Origin of the sequence: Sulfitobacter sp. G21635-S1 (assembly GCF_027213915.1) — a bacterium.
Taxonomy (GTDB): Bacteria; Pseudomonadota; Alphaproteobacteria; order Rhodobacterales; family Rhodobacteraceae; genus Sulfitobacter.
Window position 1 is genome coordinate 41,333 of the sequence record NZ_JAPWGV010000005.1, and the last position, 25,668, is coordinate 67,000.

Genomic DNA, 25,668 nt, shown 5'->3' on the forward strand with positions numbered 1-25,668 from the left:
TTTTAGGCCGGAAGTCAGACTGCCATGTTTTACCTTGTTTACGAGCGCGACCCCTTTGTTCGCGTCGACATCTGCGAAGCGCTGGTCGGCGAATTTGAGGGCAAGCCTGTTGTGGAATGCGACACTCTGGAAAGCCTCGAACAGGGGTTGGCGGTGTATTCTGACCGGCTGCAGCAGACCTGCGTTGCCTTTGCGGTTTCGGCCGAGGAATCGGAGGCGGAACTGGAATGGCTTTCCAGGATGGCACCGGTCGGTCGTCTGGTGATCCTCGCGGATGAAATGCCTCCGGATTTCCCAAGACGTTGCGACGCCGTGTACCTGTCCAAACCCTTCAGCACGCATGGACTGATCGCCGCTATCCGCGACGGCCTTTCTGACCAGCTTGCATCCCTGACATGAACGCCAAAATGATCTGATACAGGGTGCCCTGCAGATCACCGCTCTTGTGTTGTCTTGCCAGTTCCAGCCTTTCCAGTTCCCGCCGGGCGGATCGGTTCCTGGCTGAAATCATGGCGATCACGATCAGGCCCGCCCCGAAATAGATCCCGCCGATGACCGTCGCGGCGGTCAGGGCGGTCGATACGGTTGCCAGATAAATCCAGAAAGCGGCCGTCAGAAAACCAAGGCCAACGACAAGCAGCAAGGAAGCACCCAGACCAAGCACAGCGGTCTGTGCGGCCTGGGTGGCTTTCACCTGTGCTTTTTGTGCGAGGTGATCCAACATTCAGCGGCGTGCCGTCAGCAGGCCGATCAGAAACCCCGCGCCGGCGGCGATGCCGATTGCGGTCGCAGGCTGGGTGCGAATGAAATCTTCTGCCTGCTTCTGGGTTTCCCTGGCCCGCGCCTGCGCCGCACCACCCAGTTCAGACGCTTTCAATTGCGCGGTGTCGCGGACTTCGGCGGCCTTGTTCTGACTGTATGCTCCGATCGTGGAGGTCAGTGATGCAATGTCGTCTTTCAACACCTGCAACTGTTTGGAGAGGTCCTCGACCGTGACGTCACCGGCCTTGTTGTGGATTGCTTTGGTAACGTTCGACATATCATTACTCCTGTTTGATTTTGTGATCATTTGTCTGGGAGTTAACGTCGCGCGCGGCCAAATGTTCCGTGCAAAGGAAAAGCCCCGCAGAAGGCTGCAGGGCTTTGTTCATTTTTCGGTTGTCGAAACGGTCAGGCGTTGAGCGTCTCTGTCGAGGAGAAGAACATCGCCTGCGATACGGATGAAACAACCTGCTCCACCGTGTAGGGCTTGGAAATCAGGAAGGCCGGTTCCGGCTTGTCGCCGGTCAGCAGCCTTTCGGGGAAGGCGGTGATAAAGATCACCGGGCGGGTGCCCATCTCTGTCAGAATGTCGTTCACCGCGTCGATGCCGGATGAATTGTCCGCCAGCTGAATGTCGGCCAGGATCAGATCGGGCGGATCCTGACGGCCCAGTGCAACTGCCTCGTTCCGGGTGCGGGCCACGCCGGTGATCCGGTGACCCATCTCGGCCACGATGCTTTCGATGTCCATCGCGATGATTGCCTCATCCTCGATGATCATCACCGACCCTGTCGCGCTGTCCGCCATTTCACGGCGCGCGATCTCGACAAGTTCTTCGGCCTCTGCCTGCTCGACGCCGATGATCTGGGCAATCGCAGAAAAGGAGAAACCCTCGATGGTGTGAAGCAGCAATGCCTCGCGCGAATTGTTGGTGAGCGTCGCAAGCCGGACTTGCGCCTTGGCACGTGCACCGCTTTCGCCTTCTTCGATCGGCGCGCCCGCGCTGGCCCAGATGCCATACAATACCTTGAACAGACCCGTTCTGACATCGGTGCCGTCAAGAACGGACCGATCCGCCAGAATCGCTTCCAGTGCTGCTGCGGCGAACATGTCACCGCTCTGCTGGCTGCCGGTCATCGCGCGGGAAAATCTGCGCAGGTATGGAATGTTTTCTCCCAATTCATCACTGATGTTGCGTGGCTCATTGGCATCACTCATTTCGGCAGTCCTTTATTTAATAATTCTTGGAACCAAACGCCGCGCGCGCTGGTTAAGTTCCAGTGTGGGTATAAAATATCTATGATTAAGGTTGAAGAACCAGAGGTATGTTTGTGAAATCTGCGAAGAATGAGGATCGCGAAAGCGTTATTGATGAAAATTTGAAGAAGGTTTTCAACGAGACGCTGGAAGAAGGAATCCCGGATCGATTCAAGGACTTGCTGAGTAAGTTGAAGCAGCAGGAATCCCAGCGCGGTTCCGAAAATGACTGACAAGAGTCCCCGCGACGAGCTGGTGGAGCATCTGCCTGCCATGCGCGCATTTGCAATCAGTTTGACACGGAACGGGTCACTGGCCGACGACATGGTGCAGGACACCCTGGTGAAGGCCTGGACGAATATCGAGAAGTTCGAGCCGGGAACGAACATGCGTGCGTGGCTCTTTACCATCCTCAGGAACACCTATTATTCGTCTCGCAGGAAATCCAAACGCGAAGTCGCAGATGTCGACGGCGTGTTCACCGAAAGCCTGGCAGAGAAACCCGCACACGATGGTCACATGCAGATGAACGATTTCCGCAAGGCGCTGGGCAAGCTGAAAGTCGAACAGCGCGAAGCCTTGCTGCTGATCGGTGCCTCCGGTTTCTCTTACGAGGAAGCGGCCCAGATGTGCGGCGTTGCCGTCGGGACAATCAAAAGCAGGGTCAACCGTGCAAGGGCACAGCTGGCAGAGTTGATGGAGCATGGCGAAAACGAGTCGCTTGAAATGACGGACGATGCAACGATGTCCGTTATCTCTGCCTCCAAGGTCGCCAGTTTCTGACGATGACTTCCGGGTTCTTTTCCGGAAGCCTCCTGAAAGGGCTGGCGGTCAGGGTCCTGTTCTTCCTGTCGCTCGCCCTGATGCCTATCGGGTTGATCGCAATCGTCCAGACCTGGGAAATTTCCAGACAGAACCAGACAAGCGCGGAACTGTCGCTGCTGGCGGTGACGGAACAGGCCTCATCCGCCGAGCGGCGCGTCCTGCAGGAAGCATTCGGTGCCGTGGATGCCCTGAGCGCATTGGTCAGGCTGTACCGTGATGACCCTGTGGAATGCAGCGAATTGTTTCGCGAATACCGGAATGCCACCCGCAACTATGAGGTTGTGGGCTTTGTTCAGGTGGATGGGCAAATGGAGTGTTCGTCCTCAGGTGGCACCTATGACCTTTCGGAAAGGGCCTGGTTCAAATCAGCCATGGCGAACCCGATCCGGGCCGCGACCACCGTGGATTCCGGGGCAGTGTCCCGCAAATCTGTAACGGTGGTTCAGGTGCCGGTGTACGAGGATGAAGAACTGATCGGATTCATGGCAATTTCCATCCCGGCGGATGTCATCGCGTCCGAGGAAGAACCTGAACTGTCCCTCACGCCGCTGGCCATGGTTACCTTCAACGCCAAGGGCGACATACTGACCTCGGAACGGGGCATGGATGTTTCCGGCGTTGAAATGCCGGAGAACATCTCTTTGTCGGTCTTTGCCGGAACCGACACCAAGGTTTTCTTTGCCGAGAACGCCAAGGCCGTGAACCGCGCCTATGCTGTCCTGCCGATTGTACCTGACACCGTCTATGCGCTGTCTGTCTGGCCGGAAAACACGCCATTCTTGCAGATGGATCTGTCAACGCGGCTCAGCACGCTGCTGCCTGTCGCGATGTGGGCTGCGAGCCTGATCGTTGCTTTCTGGGCGCTGAACCGGCTGGCGATCCGGCATATCCGCAAACTCGGCCGCCAGATGAGACGTTTCGCGTTAAGCAGGACGCTGCCGCGTGACACGTTGTCTCCCTCAATTCCCACCGAACTGGCAGAGATGGAAACGGCGTTTGTGGCGATGGCGGAATCCATTCTGCGCGACGAGGCGACGCTGGAAGACAGCCTGCGGGAAAAGAACATTCTGCTGAAAGAAGTGCATCACAGGGTCAAGAACAACCTGCAGCTTATCTCTTCGATCATGAACATGCAGATCCGGCAGGCCAAGACCGAGGATGCGCGTTTCGTGCTGAGACGGCTTCAGGAACGTATTCTGAGCCTCGCGACGGTACACAAGAACCTGTACCAGGATGACAATCTGGTCCGGGTCGATGCCAAGGTGCTGCTGGAAGAGGTCATGGGGCAACTGCTGAAAGTCGGCCTGGGGCCGGGCGGCCATGTGAAGATCACCCAGGATTTCGAACGGATCAGCATTGATGCCGATGATGCCGCACCGCTGACGCTGCTCACGTCAGAGGCCATTACAAATGCATTGAAGTACCTGCCGCAGTCTTCGCATGACGCCCGTCTTGAGGCGAACCTGCGGCTGATCGGTCCCGAAGAGGCAAGGCTGACCGTCACAAATTCACTGGGTAGGGTGCCCAGCGTAACGGGCACCGGCCTTGGGTCACGCTTGATAGATGCCTTTGCCCGGCAGTTGAACGGTCAGGTCGAAGTTGAACAAACCGACAGTACCTACACTTTGAACGTCACCTTCCACGTCCCGAAAACCGCCAAACAGATATATGACTACTAAACTCGTGAGCCCGGCGTGGGCCGGACGACGGCAGTTGCAGAGCGACATGGAACCAATTGTGCCGTCGCTCCGTTTGTTCCGTGACAGAAGCTGCTGAAAGGACATGAGATGGATGCCGATCTGTTCCTTGGTGGCTTGGCCGTACTAACCCTCGCGGCAATCGTTATCGTTGCAATGACCTCGGGTGGTTCAACCATCCGGTCATTCGGATCAAAGCAGGATCCCGACGAGAAATCGCAAGGATAGAGGCGATCGAGAGACCACCAATCGAAGGAAGGAGGGTGGCGCAGCAAGACGCCGCGCCGCCCTTCGCGTTTATTATCAGAAGCTTGGCGGGGTGCAGGCGCTGACCACTTCGCAGACCTCGGTGCCGATATTCCGGAACCTGTGCGGCAGGTGGCTTTCGAAAATATAGCCATCGCCGACGTTCAGAACAGCGACGTTGCCATCCACAGTCACCTCGATTGACCCTTTGACCACAATTCCTGCCTCTTCGCCTTGATGAGAAAGCGATTCCGGCCCGGTATCCGCGCCGGGCGGGTAGGTTTCATGCAGGACCTGCAGGCTGTGGTTCTCGATGTTTCCCAACTGGCGCAGAGAGACCTGGCCCGGCGATGCCGGGGCAACTTCGGTGAACTCGTCCGCCGCATAGAAGAACTTGGGCTGATCGTTGTTTTCCAGTGTCGAGAAAAACTCGGCCATGCTGATCGGGATAGCGTCCAGCAGGCTTTTCAGCGATGCCACAGACGGGCTGGTTCTGTTCATCTCGATCAGGGAGATCGTACCGTTCGTCAGGCCGGCGCGCGCGGCCAGCTCCCGTTGTGACAAACCGCGCTGTTTGCGGATGGTTTTCAGTTTATGGCCGATGTCCAAGTCAGCGTCCCTTATGCTGTTTCACATGTTCTGCAAGCACCGAAAACGATGTCTGCCACAAGCAAAATCCGGCCCAGATACCGTTGGCAATCCCTTAATACGCAAATCTGTGATTGACAATTATATTAAACGGAAGGATAGCAATTTTTAAACGCGGCTCTGCGCGTTTTCAATCGAAAGGATACCTTTTCAATGTCCGATACCGCCAAGAAACCGCGCCGCAAGGTTGCCCAGAAAAAAACCACGAAGTCTGCTGCATCCGCGCAGGCCGTCGTGAAGAACATCGTTTCCGCCGCTGTTGCAGGCGCAGATGTCACCAACGCCCAGTTGATTGCACGGCGCAATGCCGCTGTTGCACGCGGCGTTGCCTCTGCCGCACCGATCTATGCCCAATACGCTGAAAATGCCGAACTGTGGGATGTGGAGGGCAACCGCTACATCGACTTCGTGGGCGGCATTGGCGTGCTGAACACCGGCCACCGTCACCCCAAGGTGATTGCGGCGGCCAAGGCACAGGAAGATCATTACACGCATACCTCCTTTCAGGTTGTGCCTTATGGTCCCTACATCGAACTGGCTGAAAAGCTGAACGCTCTCGCCCCCGGCGATGCGCCCAAGAAGACCCTGCTGGTCACCACCGGCGCGGAAGCCGTCGAAAACGCGGTCAAGATCGCGCGTGCGGCTACCGGCCGTCCCGGCGTCATCGCCTTTACCGGCGGCTACCACGGCCGCACCCTGCTGACGCTGGGCATGACCGGCAAGGTCAGCCCCTACAAGAAGGGCGTCGGCCCCTTCCCGGCGGATGTCTTCCGCGCGCCTTTCCCCTCTGTCCGTGACGGGATCACCGTCGAGGATGCGATCACCGGGCTGAAGAACCTGTTCCTGACCGATGCAGAGCCGTCCCGCGTGGCAGCGATCATCATCGAGCCCGTGCTGGGCGAGGGTGGCTATACGCCCGTACCTTTCGAGATGATGCATCAGCTGCGCGAAATCTGCGACCAGCACGGTATCCTGCTGATCGCGGACGAGGTGCAGGCGGGCTTTGGCCGGACTGGCACATGGTTTGCAATCGAGCATTCCGGCGTTGTGCCGGACCTGATCACTGTGGCGAAATCCATGGCGGGCGGCTATCCGCTGGCGGGTGTGATCGGCCGTGCCGATGTGATGGACGCCATGGAGCCGGGCGGCCTGGGTGGCACATACGGGGGCAACCCCGTCGCCTGCGCTGCGGCGCTGGCGGCAATCGAAGCGATCGAGGACGAAGGTCTGCTGGCACGTTCCACGGCGATGGGTGAAACCCTGAAAGCCCGGTTTGCCGAAATCGGCGCGCGTTCTGCCCCCTACCGTTTCTGGGACATCCGTGGTCTTGGCGCGATGATTGCCGTCGAGTTCGTTACCGATTTTGACAGTGCAAAACCGGATGCGGATTTTACCAAGCGGGTCATTGCCCATGCCCTCAAGCGTGGTCTGCTGCTGCTGAGCTGTGGCATGCACGGTAACGCGGTGCGTGTGATGGTGCCGCTGACGGCATCTGATGCGGTCGTCGAGGAAGGTCTGTCGATCTTTGAAGCGGCTGTTCAGGCGGCGCTTGCCGAAGAAGCCTGAACTTAACGGTCCTGGACTGAAACGCGCGCGGTTCGCCGCGCGCGTTTTGCGTTTGGTGTCGAATTTTTCGGACAAATCGGTCCGGAAATTCTGAACCTGCTAGTCAATGGGCGCGAAACTGTCGGCCCTTGCGCGGGCCCAGCGGGTCTTGTCCCCGTGATAATCCTCCGCGTTGTCATCCAGCAGATAGCCTTCGGGAAGATAGGCATAGACCTCGTTGCCTTCGACCATGCTCTTGTCGCCCTGTCGCAGCATCAGGTGACGGGGCAGGAACGCACTGGGATGGCTCAGGCCGGCGGCACCGGTCATTTCTGCCAGCGCCTCCATGGTATTGCGGTGAAACCGGGCGACGCGTTCGCTCTTGTGCGTGACGTTGAGCGCGCGCATCCGGGTCTTGTCCTGGGTCGCGACACCGACAGGGCAATGATTGGTATGGCAGGCCTGCGCCTGGATGCAGCCGATGGCGAACATGAAACCGCGCGCGGCATTGCACCAGTCCGCCCCCAGCGCCAGCGCGCGGGCGATGTCAAAGGCGGATACAACCTTGCCTGCCGCGCCGACCCTGACCTGATCGCGCAAACCTGCGCCTCGCAGGGTGTTATGGACGAATGTCAGACCTTCGATCATCGGCATGCCGACGTGGTTGGAGAATTCGACGGGCGCGGCACCGGTGCCGCCTTCGGCCCCGTCGACGACGATGAAATCGGGTACGATCCCTGTTTCCAGCATCGCCTTGACCATGCACATGAATTCCCGCCGGTGCCCGATGCAGAGTTTGAAGCCGACTGGTTTGCCGCCAGACAGATCCCGCAGCTGCTGCAGGAACTGCATCATCTCGATCGGGGTGTGAAACGCGGAATGGGCGGCAGGAGAGACACAATCGCTGCCCATCGGCACGCCCCGCGCCTCCGCGATCTCCGGCGTGATCTTGGAAGACGGCAACATGCCGCCGTGGCCGGGTTTCGCCCCCTGGCTGAGCTTGAGTTCGATCATCTTGACCTGGTCGAGCGACGCGGTCTGGCGGAATTTTTCGGGGTCAAATGATCCATCAGCTGCGCGGCTGCCGAAATAGCCCGATGCAAGTTGGTAGATTAGATCACCGCCCCCTGCCTTGTGATACCGGCTGACCGAGCCTTCGCCGGTGTCATGGGCGAAATTGCCCAGTTTCGCACCCGTGTTGAGCGCCTCGATTGCATTGGCAGAGAGCGATCCGAAGCTCATGGCGGAAATGTTGTAGATCGAGGCGGAATAATGCTGCTTGCAGGCGCGGCCGCCGATGGTGATCCGGAAATCGAAATCCTCGATGTGAACCGGTTGGATGGAATGGGTGATCCATGAATAACCGGCATCGTAGACCCGCTGGCGGGTGCCGAAGGGCCGGGCATCTTCCTGTCCCTTGGCGCGCTGATAGACCAATGACCTGTCATCCCGGCTGAAGGGTTCTTCATCCTGGTCGGATTCGATCAGGTACTGGCGAATTTCGGGCCGAATGCCTTCGAAGATAAAGCGCATGTGCCCCAGGATCGGGTAATTGCGCAGGATTGAATGTTTGGTCTGAAAGAGATCGTAAATGCCCAGAAGGCTCAGCCCGGCAAAGACGAGGAATGGCAACAGGAACCAGCCCGACCAGCTTGCGCTCAACACCAGGCTGACGAAGGAAAGGATCGCGACCGCGACCAGGGAGGCAAAGCGGGTGTAGTCGGAAAAATCTGGCATGAATATCTGCGTCCTGCATGTACTAATCCGGGGCCATGCCAGTTTCACCGGTTTGGGATTTCGTGCAAGGTCTAGTCTGGGGAAACACAGTTGCGCGTTTAATATACTAGACAAATCGCCCGGGTTCTGACCGTCGCCCTGGGTGAGCCAGGATCTATAAGTTAATTCATACAGGTAGTTAGGTGCAATAACTGCGGTTTCGTAATGCCTGCTTGAACCTAATTTCAAACGTGCCTAACGTGGAATGAGATTCCGCTAATCCGTGCCTTAGACTTTCCGCGGCATGGATCGGAGCATGGCAATGCGCATGCGCCCGAAAATTGCTCTGGGCAGTTACGGATTGCCGAGACGGTACGGTGTCCGCCGAAATCAGGCGGGCGTCGAAACAATAAAAAGGGAGTTACTTATATGAATATGTTCAAGATACTCGCACTTGCCGGGGCCGTTGCGGTCGGTACTGCGGCCACCGCACAAGAGAAGTTCATCACCATCGGGACCGGCGGTCAGACCGGTGTCTACTTTGTCGTCGGTCAGTCGATCTGCCGTCTGGTGAACCGCGGCACTGCCGATCACAATCTGAAATGCACCGCGCCCTCGACCGGCGGTTCCATCGCCAACATCAACGCCATCAAGGCGGGTGACATGGACATGGGTGTGGCCCAGTCCGACTGGCAGTTCCATGCCTACAACGGGTCCTCGCAGTTCGAAGGGGACAAGTTCGACAAGCTGCGCGCGGTGTTCTCCGTACATGGTGAACCGTTCAACGTGATCGCCCGCAACGACAGCGGCATCACCTCCTTTGACGATCTCAAGGGCAAGCGGGTCAACATCGGCAACCCCGGTTCCGGTCAGCGTGCCACGATGGAAGTCGTGATGGATGCGAAAGGCTGGACGCTGGACGATTTCGCGCTGGCCTCCGAGCTGAAGCCGGCAGAACAGGCCGCCGCGCTGGGCGACAACAAGGTTGACGCGATCATCTATACCGTTGGCCACCCCAACGGTTCGATCCAGGAAGCGGTTTCAACCATTGATGCCAGCCTTGTACCCGTCGAAGGCCCCGAGATCGACAAGCTGATCGCGGAGAATCCCTACTATGCAGCCGCCACCGTGCCGGGCGGCATGTACAAGGGCACCGACAATGACGTGAACACCTTTGGTGTGAAGGCGACATTCGTGACCTCCGCCGATGTGGACGAAGATGTTGTTTATCAGGTGGTCAAGGCGGTCTTTGACAACTTTGACCGGTTCAAGCGTCTGCACCCCGCCTTCGAGAACCTGACCGAAGAGGAAATGATCACGGGCGGTCTGTCCGCGCCGCTGCATGACGGCGCCGCGAAGTACTACAAGGAGCGTGGCTGGATCGAATAAGCCAACCTGTTCCATGCTTTTTCCGGTGGCGGTCCTGATCGCCGCCGGAGCGCCCGAAGGGGCATATAACAAGCACCTGCGCAAATGCGGGGCTCAGACAGGGACGATCTATAATGACCAACAATGATCAGCAGCAGGCCGCCGCGGTTGAAGCCGCCGCCGATGGCCGTGGTGGATTGAGCCAGGCAGAACTGGACGAACTTGTCGCATCCTCCGACACGGGTGGCAGGTCTGTTGGCGGACCCATCGGCACCTTGCTGATGCTGGTCGCCCTGGCATGGTCATTGTTCCAGCTTTACATCGCATCGCCATTCGGCCTGTTCAACGACACGCTTGCCCGCTCGATCCATCTGGGCTTTGCCGTCTTTCTGGGGATCATGGCGTTCCCCGCAGCGCGGACCAAGTTCCAGGTTGCACTGGGCATCATCGTACCGCTGGCGCTGGCGGCGCTGTTCATGGTTGCGGCCAAGCAGGGTATCGCGACCTGGTGGATCCCGCTCCCGGCAATCGGGGTTGCCGCGACGGTCATACTCGGCTCTCCCAAGGATCGGGTCCCGATCTGGGAATGGGCGCTGGCCATCATCGGCGCGCTTGCTGCCTTGTATCTCTTCCTGTTCTACCGTGAAATCGCCAACCGGGTCGGCGCGCCGATCACGCAGGATTATGTGGTTGCCGTCATCGGCATCCTGATCCTGCTGGAAGCGACACGCCGCGCATTGGGGCCGGCCCTGATGATCGTGGCGTCGGTTTTCCTGCTTTATACCGTGCTTGGCCCGAACATGCCGTCGATCATCGCGCACAAGGGCAACAGCCTGTCCGAGATCGTGAACCACCAATGGATCACCACCGAAGGTGTATTTGGCATCGCGCTGGGTGTTTCCACCTCATTCGTGTTCCTGTTCGTGCTGTTCGGCTCCCTGCTGGACCGTGCCGGCGCGGGCAATTACTTCATCCAGGTTGCCTTCAGCCTGATGGGCCACATGAAGGGCGGACCGGCCAAGGCCGCTGTTGTCGCCTCTGCCATGACGGGTCTGATCTCCGGGTCGTCCATTGCCAACGTGGTGACGACCGGCACATTCACCATCCCCCTGATGAAGAAGGTCGGGTTCAGCTCTGAAAAGGCGGGCGCGGTCGAAGTTGCCTCCTCGGTCAATGGTCAGATCATGCCGCCGGTGATGGGGGCTGCGGCCTTCCTGATGGTCGAATACGTGGGCATCCCCTATTTCGATGTGGTCAAACACGCCTTCCTGCCGGCGGTGATTTCCTACATCGCCCTGGTCTACATCGTGCATCTTGAGGCGCTGAAAGCCGGCATGCAGGGTCTGCCCCGTGCCTATACGCCCAAGCCCATCGTACAGCGCCTGATCGGCATGGCCTTTGCCATCGCGGCGATCTGTGTCCTGTCTTTCGTGGTCTACTACGGCATGGGCTGGGTCCGCCCGGCCTTCCCGGAAACGGCTTCCTACATCATCTTTGCCTTCCTCACGATCGTCTATGTTGCGCTGCTCTATGTGGCGAGCAAGGAAGAGCCGCTGAAGCTGGACGATCCGAACGACGAGGTGACAGCCCTGCCGATGCCCGGGCCGACCGCGCGCTCCGGCCTGCATTTCATCCTGCCGGTTGTCGTGCTGGTCTGGGCGCTGATGGTGGATCGGTTGTCGCCGGGTCTCTCGGCCTTCTGGGCCTCGGCCTACATGATCTTCATCCTGCTGACCCAACGTCCGCTGATGGCGATCTTCCGGGGCGAGAGCAAACTGGCGTCAGATATCAAGGACGGGTTCCTGGACCTGATCGACGGTCTGGTGACGGGCGCGCGTAACATGATCGGCATCGGCATCGCCACGGCGACCGCCGGTATCATCGTGGGCGCAGTCAGCCAGACCGGCGTGGGCTCTGCCCTGGCCGATGTGGTCGAAGTGCTTTCGGGCGGCAATATCCTTGCCATCCTGGCGCTGACCGCGGTGCTTTCGCTGATCCTCGGGATGGGGCTGCCGACCACTGCGAACTATATCGTGGTGTCCGCGCTGCTGGCGCCGGTGATCGTGACCCTGGGTCAGCAGAACGGGCTGATCGTTCCGCTGATCGCCGTGCACCTGTTTGTCTTCTACTTCGGGATCATGGCGGATGTGACGCCGCCGGTCGGCCTTGCCTCCTTTGCCGCTGCTGCGGTGTCGGGCGGCGATCCGATCAAGACCGGCGTGGTCGCTTTCTTCTATTCGCTGCGCACGGCGGCGCTGCCCTTCCTGTTCATCTTCAACACCGAACTGCTGTTGATCAATGTCGGATGGGGGCAGGGCATATTCGTCTTTGTCGTGGCCACGGTTGCGATGCTGCTGTTCGCGGCGGCAACGCAGGGGTGGTTCCTGGCGAAGAACCGTTTCTACGAGACCATCGCGCTGCTGCTGGTTGCCTTTACGCTGTTCCGCCCGGGGTTCTGGATGGACATGGTATCGCCACCCTATGATGAGGTCGCACCCACCGAGATCACACAGGCTGCGGCCGACACGCTGCCGGGCAACGATCTGCGCCTGCGTGTCGCCGGGGTCAACGATCTGGGCGATCCCATCGAATTCGTGGCGATCCTGCCCATCGGGGAAGGCGCGACAGGTGAGGAAAAGCTGGAGGCCGCAGGTCTGCTGTTCCGCGAGGATGGCGACAAGATGATCATCGACGATGTTGGTTTCGACAGCGCAGCGCAAAATGCCGGTCTGGATTGGGACCAGGAGGTGCTGCGCGTGCTCAAGCCGGTTTCGCAGCCGACGAAGTACATCATGTTCATCCCGGCGCTGTTGCTGCTGGCGCTGGTGGTCTTCCTGCAACGGGGCCGCAACGGCCGCCCCGTGCGCGGACCTCAGACGGCCTGACTGTCATCCTGGCACAGCAGTCATATCGGCCTGAGCAGGGCGTATCAGGCAGGGGTCACATCACCTGTTCCCCTTCCGCTTTGATGGGCGTAAGGGACGTGCAATCCGGTGCTTTCAAGGGCCTCTCCCAGCCCTCGCACCGCCTTTCACGGAGTGACAAGTTATGACCCCATTCGCAATTGCCGGCGTACAGATGTACGTCAATGCGCTGCAATCGAACGTCGACGGCATGATCCAGCGGCTCGATATCCTGATGGCACGGTTCCCCTGGACCCAGATGGTGCTGTTCTCTGAACTGGCGCCCTTTGGTCCGTTGGACCGCTTTGCCCTGCCGCCCGAAAACGAAACCATCGGCAAGTTTCAGGAAGCTGCGAAAAAGCACCGGGTCTGGCTGATACCGGGTTCCATGTTCCTCAAGAACCCGGAAGATGGCCGCGTCTACAACACGTCCGTGGTGATCAACCCGGAAGGCGAAGTCATCCGCCGTTACGCCAAGATGTTCCCGTTCAGGCCCTATGAAACCGGCATCGCCGCAGGCACCGAATTCTGTGTGTTCGATGTGCCTGAGGTGGGCCGTTTCGGCCTGTCGATCTGCTATGACATGTGGTTCCCGGAAACCACGCGCCAGCTGACCAGCCAGGGCGTCGAAGTGCTGTTGCACCCGGTGCTCACCGGCACGACGGACCGCGATGCCGAACTGGCCATCGCGCGGGCGACCGCGGCGCAGTTCCAGTGCTACATTTTCGACGTGAATGGCCTGGGCGCGGGCGGCGTCGGCAAATCCTGCGTTGTCGATCCGACCTCAATGGTGCTGCACCAGTCGGCGGGGCAGGAAGACATGTTCCCGATCGAGGTCGACCTGTCCATGGTGCGCCGTCAGCGCGAGACGGGGATGAAGGGGCTGGGCCAGGTGCTGAAGTCGTTCCGCGACCGATCCACCGATTTCCCGGTCTATGACCGTGCCAGCGGGACAGATGCCTTTCTGCATACGCTTGGCCCGCTTGAGATCCCGCATCAGGGCACACGGGCGGGATTGCATGTGGATGTACCGGCCCAGCGGGTGCCGGAGGCTCCGAGCTTCAAGGGGCAGGATTCAATGTCTGCCTTTTCGCACACCCCGGGCGGTTTCGCGCCCGAACCGATGCCGAACCCTACCGCCGGAACCGCAGTTCCCGCGGCTGAATCACAAATCCCCGCGGCGGCCGCCGGGGGGGTACCAAACCCACCTGTCAAACCTGGCATTCTGACCGGGACCGAAGAAACATCCAGCGGGTAATCCGCCATACGTTTGCCCTGGCGCAGAAGCGCCGGGGCGGAATGTCGTTGGTGACCCCGCTACAACGGAGAACACAATGCATTCCTTGAACGATTATTCCTCGGCGATCCAAATGCGCTCTGATCGGTGGAGCGCATTGAGAGAGGCGACTTCCGCCCTCACGCGCGATCCCAAACCTGCCGAAAAGAACAGGCTGACCAAGTCCGCCAGGGAGCTGTTTGCCTCGCTGGCGATGGTCGAACCTTATTGGGCCTTTCCGGGCATGGCCGCCTTCGAGCATATGCGCAGGCAGCTCGAACATGAAAAATTCGAAGATGTCGCATTTGCGATCAACCGGGTGACCCGGGCGCTGACCACAGGGGCCTACAGGCGGCGGCACATCCCGCTGGAACGCGACAGCATCGACCAGGACGAACATGACGACGAGGCCATGCTGCCGCCAGAGGCGCGCGCGCTGGCCAAGCCATATTTCGAGGTTCTGATCGTCGACAACGTGAACGAACATCAGGAACGCTGGCTCAAGGCGAACATGGCCCGCATGCGGCGCAGCGAGGACCCTTTCATCTATGAAGCGGTTGTCGTGCCAAGCATCGAGGACGCGCTGATCGCGGTGATGTTCAACCACAACATTCAGGCGATTGTCGTGCGGCCCGGTCTGACGCTGAAATCCTCGATGGATCTGCAGATCCTGACGCGCTACCTGGCCCGTGCCGGCGGGCGCAAGGAAATCAGCGCGCTGTCGCCCGAGGTCTATGGCCCCGAATTGTGCCGGATGATCGCCAAGGTGCGCCCGGAACTGGATGCCTATCTGGTCACCGAACGTTCGGTCGAAGACATCGCAGGCCTGGATCTGGGAATCTGCCGCCGGGTCTTCTACAATCAGGAAGACTTCATGGAGCTGCACCTGAACATCCTGCGGGGTGTGCAGTCGCGGAACAAATCCCCCTTCTTCACGGCGTTGGTTGAATACTCCAAGCAACCCACCGGCGTTTTTCACGCCATGCCGATCAGCCGGGGAAAGTCCATTTCCCGGTCGCACTGGATCCAGGACATGGGGGCGTTTTACGGGCCGAACATCTTCCTGGCGGAAACCTCTGCGACCTCGGGCGGGCTGGACAGCCTGTTGGAGCCGCATGGACCCATCAAGGAAGCACAGGAACTTGCCGCGCGGGCATTCGGGTCGAAACAGACCTTCTTTGCCACCAACGGCACATCGACCTGCAACAAGATCGTTGTGCAGGCGCTGATCAAGCCCGGTGATATCGTCCTGGTCGACCGCGACTGCCACAAGTCGCACCATTACGGCATGGTGCTGGCGGGCGCGCAGGTCTGCTATCTGGATAGCTATCCGCTCAACAAATACTCGATGTATGGCGCGGTGCCGCTGCATGACATCAAGCGGCAATTGCTCGAACTGAAGGCTGCGGGCAAGCTGGACAAGGTGCGCATGCTGCTTTTGACCAACTGCACCTTTGACGGGCTGGTCTATAACGTCGAACGCGTGATGGAGGAATGTCTGGCGATCAAGCCTGACCTGATCTTCCTCTGGGACGAGGCATGGTTTGCCTTTGCCCGTTTCAGCCCGACGTACCGGCAGCGGACCGCGATGAATGCCGCCAACGTGCTGCGTGAAAAGCTGCGCTCTGACGAGCACGCGCAGCAATATGCAGCCCAGCAGGCAAAGCTGGAAAATGCCGATGTCGAGAAATTGCTGAAAACCCGTCTGATCCCGCCACCCAATGCGCGGGTGCGGGCCTATGCCACGCAGTCCACGCACAAGACGCTGACCTCGTTGCGGCAAGGGTCGATGATTCACGTCAACGATCAGGACTTCAAAGGCGAAGTGGAGCAATCCTTCCACGAAGCCTATATGACGCATACCTCGACCTCGCCCAACTACCAGATCATCGCGTCGCTGGACGTGGGCCGGCGACAGGTCGAACTGGAAGGCTTTGAATTTGTCCAACGACAGGTCGAAGCCGCGATGTCGATGCGCCGGGCCATTTCCGAGCATCCTCTGTTAACCAAATATTTCAAGATTTTGACGGCCGGGGACATGATCCCGGAAGCCCACCGCGAAAGCGGCGTGACCAGCTATTTCGACACCCAGCAAGGCTGGACCGATATGTGGGATTGCTGGGAAAATGACGAATTCGCCCTTGATCCCACGCGGGTGACACTGGCGGTCGGCGGCACGGGCTGGGACGGTGACACGTTCAAGACCGAGATCCTGATGGATAAATACGGCATCCAGATCAACAAGACCTCGCGCAATACCGTGTTGTTCATGACCAATATCGGCACCACGCGGTCCTCTGTCGCCTATCTGATCGAGGTTTTGGTGGAAATCGCCAAGAGCCTGGATGAGCGTCTGGATGATGCCAGCCGGATGGAGCGTCTGTCCTTCGACAAGCGGGTCACCAACCTGATGGAGCATTACCCGCCGCTGCCTGACTTCAGCCGCTTCCACGATGCCTTCCGCGCTGCGCAGGACACGCCGGAGGGGGATATCCGCACGGCGTATTACCTCAGCTACGACGATGAGAACTGCGACTACCTTGAGCTTGATGGCTCGCTCAAGGATGCGATGAAAGAGGGCAAGACGCTGGTCTCCGCCAGCTTCATCATCCCCTATCCACCGGGTTTCCCGATCCTTGTCCCCGGACAGGTGATCTCTGAGGAAATTCTTGATTTCATGCGCGCTTTGGATGTCAGCGAAATCCATGGCTACCGGCCCGATCTTGGCCTGCGTGTGTTTACCCAAAAGGCATTGGATGGCGTCAGCGCCAACCGGCTTGCTGCAACTTCGGACTAAGGAAAAGGACCAATACCATGGCTACTATTCTCAAGAATATCTCTGAAATCCGCCGGTTCTTTCACCGGAACGAAGACCCCGTCTATTTCATCTCGGCGACGAACTTCAACCTTCTGGGTCTGGACGAATGGGTGAAGAATTTCAAATACATCTGCTATATTGACTGCTATGGCGGCAAGCACCCGAACGTGTTCTGCCCTTCTGAGCAGCCGCATGCGGAATTCCAGTCCATCGAAGACATCAACAACTACCTGTTGCAGCACAAGGAAGTCATCGACTTCATCAAGCGGCGTGGCGGCAAGCCCAAGTTCGTTTTCCTGATGTTCGACGAGGAAACCGAACGCCTTTCCAAGGAGCTGGGCGCGACGGTCTGGTTCCCGAAAGCCAAGTTGCGCACCGCGATGGACAACAAGATCGAGACCGTCCGCATCGGCAACAAGGCCGGGGTGCCATCGGTGCCCAACGCCCTGTCGGAGGTGAAGGATTACGACCACCTCAAGAAGATTTGCGAGAAGGAAAACCTGGGCCACGACCTGGTGCTGCAATCGGCCTTTGGCGACAGTGGGCACACGACGTTCTTCATCAAGTCCGAAGCCGATTTCCGCCGCCACGAGAGCGAGATCGTGGGCCAGGGCGAGATCAAGATCATGAAGCGGATCGACTGCCGTGGTTCGGCGATCGAGGCCTGCGCCACCAAGGAGGGCACGATCGTCGGCCCGCTGATGACGGAACTGGTCGGTTTCAAGGAGCTGACCCCCTATCGCGGCGGCTGGTGTGGCAACGAGATCCTTGCCACTGCGTTCCCGCCCAAGGTGCGGGAGAAGGCGCGGGACCTGACCTTCAAATTCGGTGAGCAGCTGCGGAAAGAAGGCTATCGCGGTTATTTCGAACTCGATTTCCTGATCGACAAGAAGACCGGCGATCTTTGGCTGGGCGAGTTGAATCCACGCATCACCGGCGCGTCCTCCATGACGAACCACGCTGCCTTTGCCCATGCGGATGCGCCATTGTTCCTGTTCCACCTGCTTGAATTTTCCAAGAAGAAGTTCGACCTTGATGTGGATGAGCTGAACAGCCGCTGGGCCGATCCGGAGATGATCGACGGCTGGTCGCAGATGGTGATCAAACATACCGAAGACAGTGTGGACATCTGCACGGCGTCCCCGGAAACCGGCATCTACAAGATGCTGGAAGACGGGCGCGTGGTCTTTGACCGCTTCGACTATCACCGGCGTGCCGTTGAATCGGAGAACGAAGCCTTCTTCCTGCGCATCCTGCAACCCGGCGATTATCGTTACGAAGGAGCGGATATCGGCATCCTCGTGACGCGTGGCCGGTCGATGACAAAAAGTTTCCAGTTGAACGAGCGCGCGAAAAAGTGGATTCACGGGATCAAAAGCGGCGTGGACGGCAAACCCCTGCCGACCGCCCAGGCCGGTCCGGAACTGTCAGACCCGGCTTTCAAGATCCTCTGATGTAACTTTCACCCCTGAAAGGCTGCGATGTACTGGCGCGCACTTGATATCGAAATGCCCGGATCGAAATGGTCCGGGCTTTTCGCCGAATATTGGCCTGACTACCGTAACTGGTGGCTCAAGGAAGGTGCGTCTGCCCGGCCGACCTATTCGGAGTGCAGGCGCGCCCTGGGTCAACATATGCCCGAGATGCTGCCGCTTTACGACGACCTTTGCGCGCTTGCGGGCGGTGGCGACAATGCCGCGCGGTTTCTCAGCTTCTACAACCCGCCGCCTTACCTTTCGGGCTGTTCGCAGGCGATCTGGGCCGGCAAGGAGCCGGTCATGGTGCGCAACTATGACTACAACCCGAATGCATTTGACCAGCTGGTCCTACGGACCAACTGGCAGGGCCGCAGGGTCATGGGCACCTCGGACGGGCTTTGGGGGCTGGTCGATGGCGTGAATGATGCCGGGCTGGCAATTTCGCTCACCTTCGGTGGCCGGCGGATTGTCGGGCAGGGCTTTGGCGTGCCGCTGATCCTGCGCTATGTCCTGCAGACCTGTACAACCACGGATGAGGCGACGGCGGTTCTGGCGCGGGTGCCCACGCATATGAGCTATAATGTGACCGTGCTGGACAGGAAGCGTAAGTATGCGACCGCCATGATGGGCCCGGACCGCGAGGCGCTGATCACCCGCGCAGCCGTGGCAACAAACCATCAGGAGAACGTGGAATGGGTCAGCCACGCCAGGTTCACGGCAACGGTCGAACGCGAGCGGTTCCTGCTGCAACGCCTGCGGCTGCACAAGGATCCTGAAGAGAAATTCATCAATGCATTTCTGAAGCCGCCGCTTTATTCGACGGCCTTCAATGCCGGGTTCGGCACGCTTTATACGGCGGTCTACCGGCCGCGGAAGCGCGAAATGGAGCTGCGTTGGCCCGGCACGACCTGGGCGTTGTCGCTGAGTGATTTCACCGAAGGCGCGCGCGAAGTGCTTTTGCCGGGTGCTGCGTGACCTGCCGGAAAGCGCGCTGACAGACCGCTGGCAAGGGTTCACACGACGCTTTTAACCAGAAATGGCCCCGCCCAAGGTTGAGCGGGGCCATGGTTGCAGGGCTCAGCCTCCGGGGCGACGCAGGTCTATGCCGCCTTGCGTTCGTGTTTGCCTTCCTCGATTTCTTCGACGATCTTGGCGACGAAAGCGTCCAGGTCGCCGGGCTGGCGGCTGGTCACGATGCCCTGATCGGCAACGACTTCGCTGTCTTCCCAAAGCGCACCGGCATTTTTCATGTCGGTGGATATTGACCCATAGGACGTTGCCTTGCGGCCTTTGATGATACCGGCCTCGATCAGCAGCCAGGGTGCGTGACATATGGCGGCAACCACTTTGCCGGCGTCGGCGAAGTCTCGGATCAGTTTCACGGCATCATGATTGACCCGCAGCAGATCGGGGTTGATCTGGCCGCCGGGCAGGACAATCGCATCGTAGCTCTGGATATCCACGTCCGAGAGGGCAAGATCGGCGGGCACCGTATTGCCCCAGTCATCTGCATCCCAACCCTTGATGTCCGCGCCGTCCGGTGTCGCCACATGAACCGTGGCGCCTTTCGCCCGCAGGTCATCACGCGGCTTCTCCAGTTCGGATTGTTCAAAACCATTGGTGGCCAGGATCAGGATGCTGGCGTTGTTGATCTGTGTCATTTGGTGAGTCCTCAATTGAATGATGTTTCACCGTAAAAACGCCTCCGACTGGTTGTTGTTCCACCCTGACGCGAGGGGCGGCAGAAAACCGCACCTGACATCTGTCGTGAAAATAGGCGTGTAATGCCGCCAAACCTTCCTATATCAATCGCTTATGAAGGACACAGTCGAACCCATGACGCGCACGCCGCTGGACGAACTGATTGTTTGTCCGCAATGCGACGCCGTCTATCACCTCAAACGGCCCCGCGTGGGAGAGCGTGCGCAGTGCCAGCGATGCCATAAGGTATTGATTGCGCCCAGGAAGAACGCCGGGCTGCGCATTATTGCCGTCGCGCTTGCGGTCCTGGTTCTTATCATCGGGGCGGCCGTGTTTCCCTTTCTGTCGATTGATGCGGCGGGCACGCAAAATGCTGTTTCGGTGCTGGATGCGGCGCTGGCCTTTTCAGGTGGACCGATGATCTTTCTGTCGCTGGCAACGGCGGGGCTGATCATCATCGTGCCGCTGCTGCGCGCCTGCCTCACGCTTTATGTCCTTGTGCCCGTGGTGCTGGACCGCGACCCGGCCCCGCATGCCATGCAGGCGTTCCGCCTGTCAGAGGCGCTGCGCCCCTGGTCCATGGCAGAGATTTTCGCGATCGGCTGTGCGGTTGCGCTGGTCAAGGTTTCGGATCTGGCCCATGTCGGATTTGGACCCGCTTTCTGGATGTTCGGCATCCTCGTTGTGCTTGTCATCGCGCAGGACAGCTTTATGTGTAAATGGTCTGTATGGAACTCACTGGAAAACCCCAGAACGTCGTCAGCGCCAAGGACCTGAACCTTGTTGCCTGCACACGATGCGCAAAGGTCTGGCCGGTTTCGGCCAGCACATGCGGGCGTTGCGGTCACAAGCTGGTGTCGCGCGATTCCCAAAGCCTGAGCCGCGTCTGGGCGCTGTGGGTGATCGGGTTCATGTGCTACATCCCCGCCAACATCTTTCCGATGCTGAAAACCCGCACCCTGTTTCAGGAGGAGGACAGTACCATCATCGGCGGCGCGGTCGAACTGGCGCATTACGGCAACTTCGGAATCGCGGCGATCATCATCTTCGCCTCCGTCTTTATCCCGCTGGGGAAATTCTGGGCGGTGGCCTATCTTGCGATCAGCATCAAGGCCGGTTCCCGGATCAGCATGAACCGCCGGCAGATGATGTATGAGGTGGTCGAATACATCGGTCGCTGGTCGATGATCGACATATTTGTCGTTGCGATTATGTCCGCATTGGTGCAACTCAAGACACTGGCGTCCATAAATCCCGGCCCGGCGAGCATATTTTTTGCATTGTCGGTGATTTTCACGATGCTGTCAGCGCAAGCTTTCGATTCCCGTTTGATCTGGGATGCGCAAGTCAAGGATGGGGGTCCAGGACGCGATGAATGACGAGTTGCCGGATGTATCGGTATCACCTGTGCGCAAGGTTTTTTTCAGCGGTGCGTCCTTTATCTGGATCCTGCCGATCCTGGCACTGGTGGTTGCACTGGGTGTTGCCTGGCAATCCTACAATTCCCGTGGTCCGCTGATCATTGTCGAGTTCGAGAACGGCGCAGGTATCAAGGCAGGCGAAACAGAGCTGAAATACCGCGACATCACGGTGGGCAAAGTCGAAAACGTCGGCTTTACCGAAGGTCTGGGAAAAGTGGTCGCCTCCATCCGTGTGGACAAGGACGTGGCACCCTATATCGACAGTTCCTCGGTGTTCTGGATTGTCCAGCCCGAGGTGACGGCCCAGGGCATTACCGGGCTGTCCACGGTGCTGAGCGGCGTGCATATCGAAGGGTCATGGGATGACCAGATCGGTACGTCGACGGAACGGTTTGTCGGCGCGGCAGAGCCGCCGCTGATCCGGTCGGGCCAGGCGGGGCTTGAAATTGCCTTTCGCACCGTGGCCAATGGCCAGCTGACCGACAACGCGCCGATCCTGTTCAAGGGGATCGAAGTTGGTCGCGTCGGACGTGCCAAGATTGCTCCGCGCGGCAATTACGCCATCGTCGAGGCGCTGATATTCGAAGAACACAGATCACTTGTGAATGAAAATACGCGGTTCTGGGATGCCTCCGGGTTCAGTGTGAACATCGGCCCCTCAGGCGCCGAGATCGACTTTTCCTCGCTGGCAACCCTTGTTGGCGGCGGCGTCACTTTCGACACTTTCGTCTCTGGCGGCGGCCGGGTGCAGGACGGATCCGTGTTCGAGATTTACCCGGACAAGGAATCCGCGCGCAATTCACTCTTCAATGCGTCCGAGGTTGATCCGCTGAAACTGAGCGTGGTGTTTGAGGACAATATATCCGGCCTTGCGGTCGGAGCGCCGGTTGAAATGTCGGGCCTCAAAATTGGCGAGGTTGAAGCCTTGTCAGGTGTCGTGGACTACGATGTCTATGGCGACAGCCGGGTCCGTCTGAGCGTGAATATCTCGGTCCAGCCGGCGCGACTGGGCCTGCCCGGGGAGGTGACGGCGCAAACCGCTCTGGCCTTCCTCAAAGAGCGTGTGGCCACCGGCCTGCGGGCGCGGCTTGCGTCAGCAAGCCTGCTGACCGGCGGGCTCAAGATCGAATTCGTGGATGTGCCGGACGCAACCGAAGCGCAGCTTGTCAGCGAAAACGGGATGTCGCCGCAGATGCCGACCACCGAAAGTGAAGTGTCGGATGCCGCTGCGACGGTTGAAGGGGTGTTCAACCGCATCAACAGCCTGCCGATCGAGGAGTTGCTGAATTCTGCGATCACCTTCCTCGACTCTGCCGAGGCGCTGGTTTCCGATCAGGCCCTGCGCGAAACACCGCAGGATGTACGCAACCTGCTGGCCGAAATTCAGGGCCTTGTCGCTTCTGAAGACGTGCGCAATATTCCGGTGGCCCTGAACGCAACTCTCAAGCGGATCGAGACTCTGGTTGCGGAACTGGAGGAACAGCAGCTGTCGGCCAAGCTGGTCGCTGCCATCGACACGGTTGCCGATACCGCGGATTCGGTTTCCACGTCGATTGAAGGGGTTCCCGACCTGATCAACGACATTCGTGCCGTGGCACAGAAGGCCGAAGCGCTGAAGGTAGAGGAACTGATCACCGAAGTGACCGCATTGGTCGATACGGCAGAGGCTGTTATCGGATCGGAAGAGGCCGCAGCGCTGCCTGTTGCCTTGAAAGATGCGGTGGACCAGGTGAACGCGACCTTGAAGGAGCTGCGTGACGGCGGTGCGGTTCGTGATCTGAACCAGACGCTTGCCTCCGCCCGTCAGGCCGCCGCCAATGTCGCAACGGCAACGAACGACCTGCCGGAGATTTCCGCCAAGATCAGCAAGGTTCTGGATGATGCGGCCAAGGCAACCGATGCGGTCAATTCTTCCGTGGCCGGTGTGCCGCAGCTGATTGCCCGGTTCGAGGCGGTTGCGAACAAGGCCGAGTCTCTGGAAGTCGAGGAACTGCTGTCCGAGCTCACAACCCTGACGCGGACGGCGGATGAGCTGATCGGCACCGAAGACGCCAAGGCGCTGCCGGGATCGTTGAAGCGGGCGCTGGACGAGGTCAACTATACCTTGCAAGAGCTGCGTGAAGGCGGGGCGATCAACAATGTGAACCAGACATTGGCCTCCGCACGGAATGCAGCGGACAATATCGCAGTGACGGCACGGGACTTGCCGCAGATCATGGAACGGCTGACAGGGTTGTTTGCCCAGGCCAGCCGGACCATCCAGGGTTATGACAAGGGCGATCAACTGAGCCGCACGGCCCAGGACACGCTGCGCGACATTCAAAAGGCCGCCGATGCGCTGACCTCGCTGGCGCGGGCGATTGAACGCAACCCCAATTCTCTTTTGCTGGGAAGATAACAGATGGTATTTGTAAAACGCGCACTGGGCTTCGGCCTGATCCTGATCCTGGCAGCCTGTGGTGGCAACGCGACCCGCTTTGCGGTCAATACCCCTGCCGTGACGCAAAGTGAGCGCATTGCCTTTGCCTCTGTCGAAGTGCGCGATGTCTCTTTGCCCAGCTATGCCGCATCTGATGAAATCGCTGTTCAGGCCGCAGACGGGACGCTCACAAGCTCCTCTGATGTCCTTTGGGCCGATGCGCCCGAGCGCGCGATCGCGCTGGAGCTGAGCCAGAACCTTGCCCGGATGACGGGGCGCCGCATCGCATCGGAACCCTGGCCCTTCCAGGCCTTTCCCGATGCACGGCTTGAGGTGCGTTTTGCCGATCTGGTGGCCATGTCTTCGGGATCATTCCGCGCGTCGGGGCAGTATTTCGTCGCCGTGCTGGACGGCGGGCGGGAACGCTCCGGGTTGTTCGACCTGAGCGTGGCTTTCGATCCGGCCGGTGGACCGGGGGCCATCGCCGCAGCGCGGGGGCAGCTGATCCTGGATCTTGCACGTTTCATCGCGCGCGACGGGATGAAATAGGGTTTTTCCCGGAAAGGGACCCCCCCATCGACGGTCTGTATTGAACGATCAGTAGATCGCCATGTAGCGGATGATGATTGGTGTCAGGGTGATCAGAAACAGCGCCGGCAGCATCAGCACCGACATCACGCCGGACATCTGGACAGGAAGCTTGTTGGCTTTCTCCTGCGCCGCCAGTTCGCGCATCTGACGCATCTCGATGGCATATGTCTTGAGCGCAGTGGTCAGGCTGGTGCCGAATTGCAGGGATTGCGCGATCACCAGGGCAAAGGAGCGCGCCTCGTCAATGCCCATCCGTTCGGCCATGTCGAACAGGGCGCTTTCCCGGTCCCGCCCGGCCTGAATTTCAAGTTGAAGCAGCAGAAATTCATAGGCAATTTCCGGGGCCACGCCCCCCAGCTCGTTGCCGACACGGTTGATCGCAGCGTCAAAACCCAGCCCCGCCTCGACCGAGATCTGCACCAGGTCCAGAGCGTTGGGGAAAGCCTTGGAGATCTTGTCCTTGCGGGCCTTGATCCGGGAATAGAGCCACATGCCCGGCCCATAGAAACCGACACCCGCCCCGATGGCGGCAACCTGCAAAAGCCGGAGTTTCGAGGTCGCTTCGATCTTGTCGGCGAGCAACGGGGGCAACAGGCCGGCCTGCGCCAGAAAGATTGCGGCAAAGACGGCGACCGGCGGAGCCAGGGCAAGGCACAGCCGCACAAAGAAGAAAATCTCGACTGAATCCGCACGCTCGAAACCGACCTTGGCAAGTTGAAACCGGATTTGCGCCCGTTCGGAGGGATCTTCGGGTATCAGTGCCTTTTTCAGCCCGCGCGGGGCGGATTCCTTGCCTTTGGTCAGGGTTGATTTGCCTTCGTTCATGGCTGCGGACAGGCTGCGCATCCGCGCCGCTGAATGATCGCGGGTCTGGATCAGGCCATAGGCGGCAAACAACAGCATCGCAAACCCCCCGAGCGCGGCGAGCATGATCAGCGTCTGCGGTGACCCATACAGGGTGGCGTCGGTGAGGGTGGATGCGGTCAGCATGAGATGC

Annotated in this window: 23 protein-coding genes; 16 read left to right on the forward strand and 7 right to left on the reverse strand. The window is 59.4% G+C overall.

All coding sequences use genetic code 11. The features are described from left to right. Nucleotides 1–24 precede the first annotated feature (24 nt). Entirely contained in the window at nt 25–399 is a 375-nt protein-coding gene (locus O4H53_RS07045; RefSeq protein ID WP_269362479.1) for a hypothetical protein, read from the forward strand. On the opposite strand, the gene O4H53_RS07050 is transcribed toward O4H53_RS07045, so the two are convergent. The 3 genes from O4H53_RS07050 to O4H53_RS07060 all read right to left on the reverse strand — a co-directional run bounded on the left by O4H53_RS07050 (nt 356) and on the right by O4H53_RS07060 (nt 1,980). Beyond that, complete coding sequence (locus O4H53_RS07050; RefSeq protein ID WP_269362480.1) at nt 356–724, reverse strand: phage holin family protein; 369 nt, start codon at nt 722–724, stop codon at nt 356–358. The genes O4H53_RS07045 and O4H53_RS07050 overlap by 44 nt on opposite strands. After that, the gene (locus O4H53_RS07055) at nt 725–1,039 is read right to left on the reverse strand and encodes a DUF883 family protein (RefSeq protein WP_269362481.1); all 315 of its coding nucleotides are present in this window, start codon (nt 1,037–1,039) and stop codon (nt 725–727) included. It abuts the gene before it with no gap. A gap of 131 nt (nt 1,040–1,170) precedes the next feature. Further along, entirely contained in the window at nt 1,171–1,980 is an 810-nt protein-coding gene (locus O4H53_RS07060) for a response regulator (protein WP_269362482.1), read from the reverse strand. A gap of 107 nt (nt 1,981–2,087) precedes the next feature. On the opposite strand from O4H53_RS07060, the gene O4H53_RS07065 reads away from it, so the two are divergent. The 4 genes from O4H53_RS07065 (at nt 2,088) to O4H53_RS07080 (ending at nt 4,769) form a co-directional block, all read left to right on the forward strand. After that, nucleotides 2,088–2,252 carry a NepR family anti-sigma factor gene (locus tag O4H53_RS07065; RefSeq protein WP_205388149.1) on the forward strand — a complete coding sequence of 55 codons (165 nt, stop codon included), beginning with the start codon at nt 2,088–2,090 and terminating at the stop codon, nt 2,250–2,252. After that, nucleotides 2,245–2,802, forward strand: coding sequence for an RNA polymerase sigma factor (locus O4H53_RS07070; protein ID WP_114273925.1), 558 nt, complete (start codon nt 2,245–2,247; stop codon nt 2,800–2,802). Before O4H53_RS07065 ends, O4H53_RS07070 begins: the two co-directional genes overlap by 8 nt. Before the next feature lie 2 nt (nt 2,803–2,804). Next, entirely contained in the window at nt 2,805–4,523 is a 1,719-nt protein-coding gene (locus O4H53_RS07075; RefSeq protein WP_269362483.1) for a sensor histidine kinase, read from the forward strand. Between the two features lie 108 nt (nt 4,524–4,631). Further along, the gene (locus tag O4H53_RS07080; protein ID WP_269362484.1) at nt 4,632–4,769 is read left to right on the forward strand and encodes a hypothetical protein; all 138 of its coding nucleotides are present in this window, start codon (nt 4,632–4,634) and stop codon (nt 4,767–4,769) included. Nucleotides 4,770–4,844: 75 nt separating this feature from the next. Here O4H53_RS07080 and O4H53_RS07085 read toward each other — a convergent pair whose 3' ends face one another. Next, entirely contained in the window at nt 4,845–5,396 is a 552-nt protein-coding gene (locus tag O4H53_RS07085) for a cupin domain-containing protein (RefSeq protein WP_269362485.1), read from the reverse strand. 192 nt (nt 5,397–5,588) lie between these two features. Between O4H53_RS07085 and gabT the strand changes: the two genes are divergently transcribed. Further along, on the forward strand, nt 5,589–7,001 hold the full coding sequence (gene gabT, locus O4H53_RS07090) for a 4-aminobutyrate--2-oxoglutarate transaminase (RefSeq protein WP_114273922.1): 1,413 nt from the start codon (nt 5,589–5,591) through the stop codon (nt 6,999–7,001). A gap of 99 nt (nt 7,002–7,100) precedes the next feature. Here the strand turns inward: gabT and O4H53_RS07095 are convergent, their stop codons facing one another. Beyond that, entirely contained in the window at nt 7,101–8,717 is a 1,617-nt protein-coding gene (locus O4H53_RS07095; protein ID WP_269362486.1) for an FMN-binding glutamate synthase family protein, read from the reverse strand. A 408-nt stretch (nt 8,718–9,125) separates the two neighbouring features. Between O4H53_RS07095 and O4H53_RS07100 the strand changes: the two genes are divergently transcribed. From O4H53_RS07100 to O4H53_RS07125, 6 genes are all read left to right on the forward strand, one after another. Next, nucleotides 9,126–10,085, forward strand: coding sequence for a TAXI family TRAP transporter solute-binding subunit (locus O4H53_RS07100; protein WP_269362487.1), 960 nt, complete (start codon nt 9,126–9,128; stop codon nt 10,083–10,085). A 113-nt stretch (nt 10,086–10,198) separates the two neighbouring features. Next, a complete protein-coding gene (locus O4H53_RS07105) occupies nt 10,199–12,949 on the forward strand; it encodes a TRAP transporter permease (protein WP_269362488.1) in 2,751 nt (916 codons plus the stop codon). Between the two features lie 163 nt (nt 12,950–13,112). Next, complete coding sequence (locus tag O4H53_RS07110) at nt 13,113–14,225, forward strand: carbon-nitrogen hydrolase family protein (RefSeq protein WP_269362489.1); 1,113 nt, start codon at nt 13,113–13,115, stop codon at nt 14,223–14,225. Between the two features lie 76 nt (nt 14,226–14,301). After that, nucleotides 14,302–17,040: an aminotransferase class I/II-fold pyridoxal phosphate-dependent enzyme gene (locus O4H53_RS07115; RefSeq protein WP_269362490.1), complete on the forward strand. Its 2,739-nt coding sequence runs from the start codon at nt 14,302–14,304 to the stop codon at nt 17,038–17,040. Between the two features lie 17 nt (nt 17,041–17,057). Then, nucleotides 17,058–18,515 carry a biotin carboxylase gene (locus O4H53_RS07120; protein ID WP_114273916.1) on the forward strand — a complete coding sequence of 486 codons (1,458 nt, stop codon included), beginning with the start codon at nt 17,058–17,060 and terminating at the stop codon, nt 18,513–18,515. A 27-nt stretch (nt 18,516–18,542) separates the two neighbouring features. Next, nucleotides 18,543–19,514, forward strand: a complete 972-nt coding sequence (locus O4H53_RS07125; protein ID WP_114273915.1) for a C45 family autoproteolytic acyltransferase/hydolase — start codon at nt 18,543–18,545, stop codon at nt 19,512–19,514. Nucleotides 19,515–19,639: 125 nt separating this feature from the next. On the opposite strand, the gene O4H53_RS07130 is transcribed toward O4H53_RS07125, so the two are convergent. Then, entirely contained in the window at nt 19,640–20,200 is a 561-nt protein-coding gene (locus O4H53_RS07130) for a type 1 glutamine amidotransferase domain-containing protein (protein WP_269362491.1), read from the reverse strand. A gap of 154 nt (nt 20,201–20,354) precedes the next feature. Here O4H53_RS07130 and O4H53_RS07135 point away from each other — a divergent pair, with 154 nt between their 5' ends. The 4 genes from O4H53_RS07135 to O4H53_RS07150 are packed head-to-tail and all read left to right on the forward strand — an operon-like array spanning nt 20,355 to nt 24,629. Further along, nucleotides 20,355–21,017, forward strand: a complete 663-nt coding sequence (locus O4H53_RS07135) for a paraquat-inducible protein A (RefSeq protein WP_269362493.1) — start codon at nt 20,355–20,357, stop codon at nt 21,015–21,017. After that, on the forward strand, nt 20,960–21,619 hold the full coding sequence (locus O4H53_RS07140; RefSeq protein WP_269362494.1) for a paraquat-inducible protein A: 660 nt from the start codon (nt 20,960–20,962) through the stop codon (nt 21,617–21,619). Before O4H53_RS07135 ends, O4H53_RS07140 begins: the two co-directional genes overlap by 58 nt. Further along, nucleotides 21,594–24,059 carry a PqiB family protein gene (locus O4H53_RS07145; RefSeq protein WP_443069519.1) on the forward strand — a complete coding sequence of 822 codons (2,466 nt, stop codon included), beginning with the start codon at nt 21,594–21,596 and terminating at the stop codon, nt 24,057–24,059. The genes O4H53_RS07140 and O4H53_RS07145 overlap by 26 nt, the downstream gene beginning before the upstream one ends. Before the next feature lie 3 nt (nt 24,060–24,062). Continuing rightward, nucleotides 24,063–24,629, forward strand: coding sequence for a PqiC family protein (locus tag O4H53_RS07150; protein ID WP_269362498.1), 567 nt, complete (start codon nt 24,063–24,065; stop codon nt 24,627–24,629). 48 nt (nt 24,630–24,677) lie between these two features. Here the strand turns inward: O4H53_RS07150 and O4H53_RS07155 are convergent, their stop codons facing one another. Continuing rightward, nucleotides 24,678–25,661, reverse strand: a complete 984-nt coding sequence (locus O4H53_RS07155) for a type II secretion system F family protein (protein ID WP_269362499.1) — start codon at nt 25,659–25,661, stop codon at nt 24,678–24,680. Nucleotides 25,662–25,668 lie beyond the last annotated feature (7 nt).

What these genes read in the sequence shown, in the direction of transcription:
- O4H53_RS07045 (WP_269362479.1), top strand. Translation starts at nt 25, where the DNA reads ATGTTTTACCTTGTTTACGAGCGCGACCCCTTTGTTCGCGTCGACATC.
- O4H53_RS07050 (WP_269362480.1), bottom strand. Translation starts at nt 724, where the DNA reads ATGTTGGATCACCTCGCACAAAAAGCACAGGTGAAAGCCACCCAGGCC.
- O4H53_RS07055 (WP_269362481.1), bottom strand. Translation starts at nt 1,039, where the DNA reads ATGTCGAACGTTACCAAAGCAATCCACAACAAGGCCGGTGACGTCACG.
- O4H53_RS07060 (WP_269362482.1), bottom strand. Translation starts at nt 1,980, where the DNA reads ATGAGTGATGCCAATGAGCCACGCAACATCAGTGATGAATTGGGAGAA.
- O4H53_RS07065 (WP_205388149.1), top strand. Translation starts at nt 2,088, where the DNA reads ATGTTTGTGAAATCTGCGAAGAATGAGGATCGCGAAAGCGTTATTGAT.
- O4H53_RS07070 (WP_114273925.1), top strand. Translation starts at nt 2,245, where the DNA reads ATGACTGACAAGAGTCCCCGCGACGAGCTGGTGGAGCATCTGCCTGCC.
- O4H53_RS07075 (WP_269362483.1), top strand. Translation starts at nt 2,805, where the DNA reads ATGACTTCCGGGTTCTTTTCCGGAAGCCTCCTGAAAGGGCTGGCGGTC.
- O4H53_RS07080 (WP_269362484.1), top strand. Translation starts at nt 4,632, where the DNA reads ATGGATGCCGATCTGTTCCTTGGTGGCTTGGCCGTACTAACCCTCGCG.
- gabT (WP_114273922.1), top strand. Translation starts at nt 5,589, where the DNA reads ATGTCCGATACCGCCAAGAAACCGCGCCGCAAGGTTGCCCAGAAAAAA.
- O4H53_RS07095 (WP_269362486.1), bottom strand. Translation starts at nt 8,717, where the DNA reads ATGCCAGATTTTTCCGACTACACCCGCTTTGCCTCCCTGGTCGCGGTC.
- O4H53_RS07100 (WP_269362487.1), top strand. Translation starts at nt 9,126, where the DNA reads ATGAATATGTTCAAGATACTCGCACTTGCCGGGGCCGTTGCGGTCGGT.
- O4H53_RS07105 (WP_269362488.1), top strand. Translation starts at nt 10,199, where the DNA reads ATGACCAACAATGATCAGCAGCAGGCCGCCGCGGTTGAAGCCGCCGCC.
- O4H53_RS07110 (WP_269362489.1), top strand. Translation starts at nt 13,113, where the DNA reads ATGACCCCATTCGCAATTGCCGGCGTACAGATGTACGTCAATGCGCTG.
- O4H53_RS07115 (WP_269362490.1), top strand. Translation starts at nt 14,302, where the DNA reads ATGCATTCCTTGAACGATTATTCCTCGGCGATCCAAATGCGCTCTGAT.
- O4H53_RS07120 (WP_114273916.1), top strand. Translation starts at nt 17,058, where the DNA reads ATGGCTACTATTCTCAAGAATATCTCTGAAATCCGCCGGTTCTTTCAC.
- O4H53_RS07125 (WP_114273915.1), top strand. Translation starts at nt 18,543, where the DNA reads ATGTACTGGCGCGCACTTGATATCGAAATGCCCGGATCGAAATGGTCC.
- O4H53_RS07130 (WP_269362491.1), bottom strand. Translation starts at nt 20,200, where the DNA reads ATGACACAGATCAACAACGCCAGCATCCTGATCCTGGCCACCAATGGT.
- O4H53_RS07135 (WP_269362493.1), top strand. Translation starts at nt 20,355, where the DNA reads ATGAAGGACACAGTCGAACCCATGACGCGCACGCCGCTGGACGAACTG.
- O4H53_RS07140 (WP_269362494.1), top strand. Translation starts at nt 20,960, where the DNA reads ATGGTCTGTATGGAACTCACTGGAAAACCCCAGAACGTCGTCAGCGCC.
- O4H53_RS07145 (WP_443069519.1), top strand. Translation starts at nt 21,594, where the DNA reads ATGGGGGTCCAGGACGCGATGAATGACGAGTTGCCGGATGTATCGGTA.
- O4H53_RS07150 (WP_269362498.1), top strand. Translation starts at nt 24,063, where the DNA reads ATGGTATTTGTAAAACGCGCACTGGGCTTCGGCCTGATCCTGATCCTG.
- O4H53_RS07155 (WP_269362499.1), bottom strand. Translation starts at nt 25,661, where the DNA reads ATGCTGACCGCATCCACCCTCACCGACGCCACCCTGTATGGGTCACCG.